This window comes from Streptomyces boluensis, from assembly GCF_009908195.1.
Lineage (GTDB): Bacteria > Actinomycetota > Actinomycetes > Streptomycetales > Streptomycetaceae > Streptomyces > Streptomyces boluensis.
Genome location: NZ_JAAAHS010000332.1, coordinates 1 through 8,695, shown reverse-complemented (window position 1 = coordinate 8,695; position 8,695 = coordinate 1). Strand labels below are relative to the sequence as shown.

General features: G+C 73.6%; 6 protein-coding genes. 4 read left to right on the top strand and 2 right to left on the bottom strand.

Annotation, left to right across the window (positions count from 1 at the left end; all coding sequences use genetic code 11):
• The first annotated feature begins 150 nt into the window (after window positions 1-150).
• From GUY60_RS29665 to GUY60_RS29655, 3 genes are all read left to right on the top strand, one after another.
• Window positions 151-1,155 carry a lytic polysaccharide monooxygenase auxiliary activity family 9 protein gene (locus GUY60_RS29665; RefSeq protein WP_161703323.1) on the top strand — a complete coding sequence of 335 codons (1,005 nt, stop codon included), beginning with the start codon at window positions 151-153 and terminating at the stop codon, window positions 1,153-1,155.
• 117 nt (window positions 1,156-1,272) lie between these two features.
• Window positions 1,273-1,707 carry an SRPBCC family protein gene (locus GUY60_RS29660; protein ID WP_161703321.1) on the top strand — a complete coding sequence of 145 codons (435 nt, stop codon included), beginning with the start codon at window positions 1,273-1,275 and terminating at the stop codon, window positions 1,705-1,707.
• A gap of 63 nt (window positions 1,708-1,770) precedes the next feature.
• Window positions 1,771-2,688, top strand: coding sequence for an immunity 49 family protein (locus GUY60_RS29655; RefSeq protein WP_161703319.1), 918 nt, complete (start codon window positions 1,771-1,773; stop codon window positions 2,686-2,688).
• A 64-nt stretch (window positions 2,689-2,752) separates the two neighbouring features.
• On the opposite strand, the gene GUY60_RS29650 is transcribed toward GUY60_RS29655, so the two are convergent.
• Window positions 2,753-3,733, bottom strand: a complete 981-nt coding sequence (locus tag GUY60_RS29650; RefSeq protein ID WP_161703317.1) for a DNA polymerase Y family protein — start codon at window positions 3,731-3,733, stop codon at window positions 2,753-2,755.
• Window positions 3,730-7,254 (bottom strand): DNA polymerase III subunit alpha, encoded by a 3,525-nt coding sequence (locus tag GUY60_RS29645; RefSeq protein ID WP_161703315.1) that lies wholly within the window; start codon window positions 7,252-7,254, stop codon window positions 3,730-3,732. The genes GUY60_RS29650 and GUY60_RS29645 overlap by 4 nt, the downstream gene beginning before the upstream one ends.
• Before the next feature lie 175 nt (window positions 7,255-7,429).
• Between GUY60_RS29645 and GUY60_RS29640 the strand changes: the two genes are divergently transcribed.
• Window positions 7,430-8,527, top strand: coding sequence for a DUF3533 domain-containing protein (locus GUY60_RS29640; protein ID WP_161703313.1), 1,098 nt, complete (start codon window positions 7,430-7,432; stop codon window positions 8,525-8,527).
• Window positions 8,528-8,695 lie beyond the last annotated feature (168 nt).

Here is an 8,695-nt window from a genome sequence, read left to right as displayed (position 1 = left end):
ATCCACCACCCCCCTTTAACCCCCTCTGAGCCGACCCTTAAACGCACCATAAGGATCCCCAAGACCCCACCTCAGCAGGCGATTCAACGACTCCCAGCGGCTAGCTTCGATCTCGCCAACCCCCAGACGCGAACCGTTTCGAGGAGCCCCATGAACACCCGCCGCACCGTCGCGACCGTCGCCGCCCTCGGCATAGCCCCGCTCGCGCTGACCGCCCTGGCCGCGTCGCCGGCCGCCGCGCACGGCTCGATGACGGACCCGGTCAGCCGGGTGTCGGCCTGCTTCGCCGAGGGACCTGAGTCCCCGCAGTCGGCCGCCTGCAAGGCCGCGGTCGCCGCCAGCGGCGCGCAGGCCTTCTACGACTGGAACGAGGTCAACATCGCGGACGCCGCGGGCAAGCACCGCGAGATCATCCCCGACGGCAAGCTGTGCAGCGCGGGCCGCGACAAGTACAAGGGCCTCGACCTGCCCCGCGCCGACTGGCCGGCCAGCGAACTCGCCGCGGGCAAGCACACGTTCCGCTACAAGGCGACCGCCCCGCACAAGGGCTCCTTCGAGCTGTACGTCACCAAGGACGGCTACGACCCGAGCAAGCCGCTGAAGTGGTCGGACCTGGAGTCGGAGCCGTTCGCGAAGGTCACCGACCCGAAGCTGGAGAACGGCGAGTACGTCTTCGACGGCACCGTGCCGAACAAGTCGGGCCGGCACCTCGTCTACAGCATCTGGCAGCGCTCGGACTCCCCCGAGGCCTTCTACACCTGCTCGGACGTGACCTTCGGCGGGGGCGGCGCCGAGAAGGCCCCGGCGGCTCCGGAAGCGGAGGCTCCGTCGGGCGAGCAGATCGAGGCCGAGGCCGACAAGTCGACGGTGGACCACTCCGGCCACGGCGGCGACCACGCGGAGCACGCGGACCAGGGCGCCGAGGGCACGGAGGGCACGGAAGGGTCCGGGGACACCGCCACGGCCAACGAGCCCAAGGTGAACGGCGGCGCCGAGAAGGCCACGGCAGCCGGTGAGAACCTCGCCGAGACCGGCGGCGACTCCACCACGCCGTACCTCGCGATCGGCGGCGCCGCCGCGCTGGCCGTGGGTGCCGCGGCCCTGTTCGGCTCGTCCCGCCGCCGCGCCGCCACCGGCGCCCGCCACGGCCGCTGAGCCCCGCACCTCCCCACCCGCCGCCGCTCCTCCTGCACTTCGGGGGGGCGGCGCGGGCGTGTCCGGGTGCGGCGGTCGCGGCGGTCCCGGCCGCACCCGCGGGCCTACGCTGACCGGATGCCCGAGTTCCGGATCGCCCGCCGCACTCCGCTCGCCCCCGCCGAGGCCTGGCGCCGGGTCACCGACTGGCCACGGCACGCCGCGCAGGTCCCGCTGACCCGGACGGTCGTCCTGACCCCGCCGCCCACCGGACTCGGCACCCGCTTCGTGGCCCGTACCGGGATCGGCCGCTTCCGTTTCGACGACCCGATGGAGGTCACCGAGTGGCAACCTCCGGGCTCCGGCGCCGAGTTCGGCCGCTACCGCCTGCTCAAGACAGGCACGTTCCTGACCGGCTGGGCGGAGATCGAGGTGCGCCCGCTCGGCACGGGTTCGTACGTCGTGTGGCGCGAGGACCTGCGGGTGTCGCGACTCCCCCGCTTCCTGGACCCGGCCACGGCCCACGCGGGCCGGGCCGTCTTCGGGTACGCGCTGCGCAAGGTGCTGGCCTGAGGGGCGTTGTCAGTGGGCGCCGCTAACGTGTGAACTGCCGTAGAGATCAAGGGAGTCGGCGCCATGCAGAACGTGAACGTGAACGTGCCCTGCCACGAGGTGAGTCAGGATCAGCTCGCGAAGGCACTCGACGACATCCGGGGCCGCGCCTTCAGCCGGTGGCACACGATGGAGTACGACACCTTCAGGCTGAGGATGCTGGAGGAGATGCGGGACGAACTCCTCGATCATGCCGCTGCCTCCCTGCGGGAAGGCCCTCTCACCGGACACACCCGCGAGGTGCTGCACACGGCGGCGGAGTGCGCCCACGGCCTGCTCAGCCTCGGCTGCTTCCCCGAGGGCGACCAGCTGATCCCGTTCCCCCTCGTCGGAGAGGCCATCTCCAGCGAGACGATGGACTTCCGGTGGGTCGTGAACGAGGCCGCCACCGCCAGGTGGTGGGTGGATGCCTACGCCGTGATCGTGGCCGCCGGATTCGTCTGGGAGTGGAAGAAGGTCATCGGCCCGCTCCTGCGCGGCGACTACGCACCCTCGATCCGGAAGGGTGTGCCGCACTCGGACCACACATCGGTGTCGGACCCCGCCGACCTCGCCGAGATGGACGCCCTGTGCTCGTACCTGGCCGATGACGAGAACCCGGGCCCGTTCGGCCCCGCCGCCGCCCTGTGCAAGCCGACCTCCGAGGAACTGACCGAGGGAGCACGACGCCTGGACGCCGTCGAGGGTGAACTCTCCGCCGACCAGCACCTGCTGCGGGTCCTCCTGGACGACGACCAGCCGGCGTTCGAGCGGGCCCTGGTCGAGCACCTGGAGCAACACCGCGAGCAGTCCGCCGCCATGGCCGACGCGCCTCCCCGCAGTCGGCTGCCCGTCGGGGCCGTCGCGCTGGCCTGCCTGGCGGTCCAGTCGCACGGCTGGAAGCTGAACGTCACGTCCGGATACCTGCCGCCGGACCTGACATCCAGCCCGTCCGGCATGTGAGGACGAGCCCGCAAGGGCGATCGACGGCACCCGAGCCGACGGGGCGGGGCGACGACCGGAACCCCTACGCCGCCAACGCCCCCGGCACCACCACCCGCTCCCCGAACCGTGCCCGCGCCTTGTCCGCCGCCGCCTCCAGGCGCCGTGCCTTGTCGTCCGCCGGGTCGAACGTCAGCTGGCGGGCGGCCTGTTCGGCGGGGCCGAGACCTTCGGCGCGCAGGGCGAAGGCACGCACCCGGGCGCGCTGCAGCCCGAGCGCCTCGTACATCGCGTACGCGACCTCGGTCAGGGACGCCGAGTGCGCGGTGGGTTCGCGCAGGGTGCGGGAGCGGGTGAGTGTCGTGTGCCCGGTGCGGTCGGCGTAGCGCACCGTCAGCGCCAGGGAGCGGCACACCTGGCCCGAGCCGCGCATCCGCACCCCCAGCTCCTCGGTGAGCGAGAGCAGCGCGCGGCGGTGCCGGGAGGGGTCCAACTCGTCGCGGGAGAAGGGGCGTTCGGCGGCGATCGAGCGGGCCGCGGCGTTGCGTACGACCGTGCCGCGGTCGACGCCGCGCGCCTTGTCGTACACCTCGCGGCCCGCCTTCGCCCCGAGGATCCGCTGAAGTGTGCCGAGCGGTGCGGCGGCGACCCGGTCCACGGAGTCGAGGCCGTAGGTGCACAGGGTGCGGGCCATGGACCGGCCGACACCTTCGAGGGCGACGACCGGCTTGCGGTCGAGGAACTCCCGTATGCCGTCGGCGGATCCGGGCACCACCCGGGTCACGCCCGGCTCCGCCTCGCGGGCCGCCATCCGGGCCAGCATCGGGTTGGGGCCCGCCCCGATCACACAGTCCACGCCGTGCAGGGCGAGCGCGCGGACCCGGACGAGGGCGGCGAGCTGCTCGGCGTCCCGGCCGAAGTAGCGCAGGGCGCCGCGCACATCGGCGAGCGCTGTGTCGGGCGGCGCGGCCTCGACGACAGGGGTCAACTCGCCGAGCAGGCCGAGGAGATCGGGCAGCAGCGCCTCGCCGCGTGCGTCGAGCAGGAACCGTACACAGAGGATCATCCCGCGCTCCCTGGACTCCGGTGCCACAACTTCCGTCCCCCCGGGGTGCCTTCGCCGGGTGGCTGAAGGTCGGCCCACGCGTTCATCTCGTAGCCGGTGGACATCCGGATCCGCCGCCCCTTGCCGTGCGCCCCGGCCTCACCGCCAGGTCCGGTCTCGCCGCCAGATTCGACCTCACCGCCAGATCCAGCCTCGCCGCCAGACCCGACCTCGCCGCCAGGTTCAGGCTCGGGAGCCGCGAGCGCCGCCCCCACCGCCGCCAGGCCGCCCGCCCCCCGCAGCTCGACCAGCTCCCGCAGGTCCCACGCCGCCGAGCCCACCACGGACAGGCTGCGCGGTCCCCGCCGCTGCACCACGCCGCGGACGAGGAGCAGCCAGGAGTGGAAGACGGTGTGCGCGCACCGCTCGTGGCTGTCGTCGAAGAAGGCGAGGTCGACCAGTCCTGTGCCGTCGTCGAGGGTGGTGAAGATGACGCGGCGCCCGGAGCGGACCGGCGGCGTCTGGGTGGCCGCCTTGGCGCCCGCGACCAGGACGGTCTGCCCGTGCCCGGCGGCCCGCAGGCGCTTGGCGGAGGTCACCCCGAGCTCGCGCAGGAACTCCGCGTGGTCGCCCATCAGATGGCGGGACGCGTCCATGCCGAGGACGCCGAGCTCGGCGCTGAGCCGTTCGGCCTCGCCGAGGTCGGGCAGCCCGACGGCGGCGGTCCTGCGGCCGCCCGCGAGGGGCAACTGGTCGCCATAGCCGCCGCGCGCGCCGCGGTGCAGTTCGGCGAGGTGCAGGAGCAGGTCGCGCCGGTTGCCGCCGAACGCGTCCAACGCCCCTACCTGCGCGAGCCGTTCGGCCACCGGCCGGCCGGGCCTGGCCCGCTGCCAGAAGTCCCGCAGCGAGGCGTACGGCTGCCCGTCCTCGATCCGCCGCGCCTCCGCCTCGCTGATGCCGTGCACATCGGACAGCGCGAGCCGCACACCCCAGCGGCCACCCGCCCCCTCTTCATCGGACACCAGTTCGATACGGTGAGCGACCGCGGACCGGTTCACATCCAGCGGCAGCACCGGCACCCCGCGCCGCCGCGCGTCCGCGAGCAGCAGCCGCTTCGGGTACATCCCGGGGTCGTGGGTGAGCAGCCCGGCGTAGAAGGCGGCCGGATGGTGCGCCTTGAGCCAGGCGGACTGGTACGTCGGCACCGCGAAGGCCACCGCGTGCGCCTTGCAGAAGCCGTAGCTGCCGAACGCCTCGACGATCTCCCAGGTCCGCCGGATCGTCTCCGCGTCGTACCCCTTCGCGGCCGCGGCCTGCGCGAACCACACCTGGATCCGGCCCTGCGACTCGGCGTCGGAGAGTCCGCGCCGCACCCGGTCGGCCTCGCCGCGGCCGCAGCCGGTCATGATGGCCACCATCTCGATGATCTGCTCGTGGAAGACCACCACTCCGCAGGTCTCGCGCAGCGGGCCTTCGAGGTCGGGGTGCGGGTAGCTGACCGGCCTGCGGCCGTGCCGGGCCTCGATGAAGGGCCGCACCATGTCGGCCGCGACCGGACCGGGACGGAACAGCGAGATGTCCACCACCAGGTCGTGGAAGGTGGTGGGCTGCAGCCGTCCGACCAGGTCGCGCTGGCCCGGCGACTCGATCTGGAAGCACCCCAACGTCTCGGTGCTGCGGATGAGTTCGTACGCCGCCGGGTCGCCCTGCGGGATCCCGTCCAGGTCCACGGCGGTCCCCGTGGCCCGCTCCACCTCGCCCACGGCGTGCGCCATCGCGGACTGCATGCGCACCCCGAGCACATCGAGTTTGAGCAGCCCGAGGTCCTCCACGTCCTCCTTGTCGAACTGCGACATGGGCAGCCCTTCGCCGCTGGTCGGCACCACCGGCGTACGGGAGAGCAGCGAGGCGTCCGAGAGCAGCACCCCGCACGGGTGCATGGCGATCCCGCGGGGCAGCGCGTCGAGCCCTTCGACCAGGTCCCACAACCGCCCGTACCTCTCCCGCTGTTCGGCGACGTCCTTCAGCTCGGGCAGTTCGTCCATGGCCGCGCGGGCGTCCCTGGCCCGGATGTGCGGGAACGCCTTGGCGAGCCGGTCGATCTCGGCGGGGTGCATGGACAGGGCCGCGCCCACGTCCCGGATGGCGTGCCGCACCCGGTAGGTCTCGGGCATGGCGACGGTGGCGACCCGCTCGGTGCCGAAGCGGCCGATGATCGCGCGGTACACCTCGATCCGGCGGGCCGACTCCACGTCGATGTCGATATCGGGCAGCACCGGCCGCCGGGTGGACAGGAACCGCTCCATCAGCAGCCCGTGCTCGACCGGGTCGGCGTGCGCGATACCGAGCAGATGGTTCACGAGCGACCCGGCCCCGGAGCCGCGCGCGGCCACCCGGATCCCCATCTCCCGTACGTCGTCGACGACTTGAGCGACCGTCAGGAAGTACGAGGCGAAGCCGTGGTGGGCGATGACGTCCAGTTCCCGGTGCATCCGCTCCCAGTAGGGGCGCCGCCCCGCGTAGCCGCGGAGCAGCATGCCGGCGGTGGCGCGGGAGGCGAGGGCGCGCTGCGCGGTGCGCCGCCCGGCGCCGACGAGCCGCGCCTCCGGGAAGTGCACGGACCCGATCCCGAGGTCGTCCTCGGGGTCGACGAGGCAGGCGGCGGCGGTCTGCTGGGTGCTCTCGATCAGGCGGTACGCGGTGTCGCGGCGGTAGCCCGCGGCCACCACGATCCGCTCCGCCTCGCCCAGCATCGCGTCGGCGCCCTTGAGCCAGCGCTCCCCGCTGTCCAGGCCGCCCCGCGCGTCGATGGGCACGAGGCGCCGGGCGGCGTCCAGGACATCGGCGACGGGGCCCTGGCCGGGGTCGGCGTAGCGGACGGCGTTGCCGAGCACGGGCCGTACGCCCTGTTCGGCGGCGAAGCCCACGGTGCGCGCGGCCAGCCGCAGCGATCCGGGCCCGGTGCCCTTCAGCCCGTGGTGGACCGCCTCGAGGCGCAGCGCGTCGCCGTACCGCTCCCGCCAGGGCGCGAGCAGCCGCGCGGCCCGGTCGGGGCGGCCCGCGGCGAGCGCGCGGCCCACGTCGGAGGCGGGCCCGAGCAGCACGGTGAGGCCGTCGCCGTGGTTGTCCGGCCAGGGCAGCAGCGGCGGCGCCGACGTGTCGTGGTCGGCGGCGTGCGCGCGGGTGACCATCCGGCACAGCTCGGCCCAGCCGGCCGCGCCGTCCCGGGCGAGGTAGGTGACACGGGGCGCGGACTCGTCCACGAAGGCACCGCCGCGCACCGGGGCGCGCCGCTTCTCCTGCGCGGAACCGGACTCCCGTACGGCCGGGGCCACCGCCAGGTCGACGCCGAACAGCGGCCGCACACCGGCCCGTTCACAGGCCTTGGCGAACCGCACCGCTCCGGCGACGGTGTCCCGGTCGGTGAGCGCGAGCGCGTCCATGCCCCGCTCGGCGGCACGCTCGGCCAGCCGCTCCGGATGCGAGGCGCCGTAGCGCAGCGAGAACCCGGAGGCGGTGTGCAGATGCGTGAACCCCGGCACCCGCACCTCCTGACCTGATCTTTCTCCTCATCCCCTTCTCCACCATAGACCACTTTCGAACGTACGTACGACCCATGCGCGAGCCCCGTGTCCGTGCCCTCCCGCACGGGCGGGGTGCTCACCCGTTCGGGCCCGCCCTGCTGCGGGCCCGGTCCCCGCCGTCGAGCGTGGGGACATGATGAGGACCACACGCGGCGGCGGCCTTGACGGCGACCCGGGCACCGGATTTCTCAGCGAGGTCAGGGACGCGGTGAGTACCCGTACCGCCCTCCTGGTCCTCGGGGTGCTCGCGGTCCAGCTCGCCTTCATCGCGTCGTACATCGGCGCCTTCCACGAGCCGAAGCCGCACGAGATCCCGATCGCGGTGACGGCCCCGTCCGCGCCGGTCACCGCGCAGGCCGTGCAGCAGTTGCGCGGCCTGCCGGGCGAGCCGCTGAAGCCGAGGGCGGTCAAGGACGAGGCGGAGGCCCTCGCCCAGATCAGGAACCGGGACGTCGACGGCGCCCTGATCGTCGACCCGCGCGCCCCCGGCGACCGGCTCCTGGTCACCAGCGCCGCGGGCGCCAGCCTCTCGCAGGCCCTCGAACAGATCGTGGGCTCCGCCGAGCAGGCCCAGAAGCGCACGCTGACCGTCACCGACGTGGTCCCGGAGTCAGCCGGTGACGCCCGCGGCCTGTCCGCCTTCTACCTCGTCGTCGGCTGGTGCGTGGGCGGCTACCTGTGCGCCTCTGCCCTGGCGATCAGCGCGGGCGCCAAGCCCGCGAACCCGGCCCGCGCCCTGATCCGGCTCGCCGTGATGCTGCTGTACGCGATCGTCGCGGGCCTGCTCGGCGCGGTGATCGCGGGCCCGATCCTGGACGCGCTGCCCGGCAGCATCCCGGCCCTGTGGGGGCTCGGCGCCCTCCTGGTCTTCTCCGTCGGCGCGATCACGCTCGCGTTCCAGGGCATCGCGGGCGTCGTCGGCATCGGCCTGGCGATCCTGCTCGTCGTGGTCCTCGGCAACCCGAGCGCGGGCGGCGCGTACCCGTACCCGCTGCTGCCCGGCTTCTGGCGCGCCATCGGCCCCGCGCTGCCACCGGGCGCGGGCACGTTCGCGGCCCGCTCCATCGCCTACTTCAAGGGCAACGGCGCGGGCGGCCCGTTCCTGATCCTCAGCGCCTGGGCGGTGGGCGCGACAGCGATCACCCTCGTCCTGTCCCTGATGCGCCAGGACCGCCGCAACCACGACAAGGACTTGGCCCGGATGGCCAAGTCGAGCTCGGCCGGCGTCTGAAATCCAGCCCGTCCGGCGCCCTTCAAAATTGAGCCCCGCCCGCAAAATCCAGCCCCTCCGGCGTTTGAGGTGGGGGCACCTCCCGGCGGTAGCTGGGGGAGGGGGTCCGGGGGCGGAGCCCCCGTGGCTGTCCGCAGGCCACGCGGCGGCAGCCGCATATGTACACAG

Excerpts from the sequence above, each read along its gene's own strand:
- GUY60_RS29650 (WP_161703317.1), bottom strand. The coding sequence starts at position 3,733 with ATGATCCTCTGTGTACGGTTCCTGCTCGACGCACGCGGCGAGGCGCTG.
- GUY60_RS29640 (WP_161703313.1), top strand. The coding sequence starts at position 7,430 with ATGATGAGGACCACACGCGGCGGCGGCCTTGACGGCGACCCGGGCACC.
- GUY60_RS29660 (WP_161703321.1), top strand. The coding sequence starts at position 1,273 with ATGCCCGAGTTCCGGATCGCCCGCCGCACTCCGCTCGCCCCCGCCGAG.
- GUY60_RS29665 (WP_161703323.1), top strand. The coding sequence starts at position 151 with ATGAACACCCGCCGCACCGTCGCGACCGTCGCCGCCCTCGGCATAGCC.
- GUY60_RS29655 (WP_161703319.1), top strand. The coding sequence starts at position 1,771 with ATGCAGAACGTGAACGTGAACGTGCCCTGCCACGAGGTGAGTCAGGAT.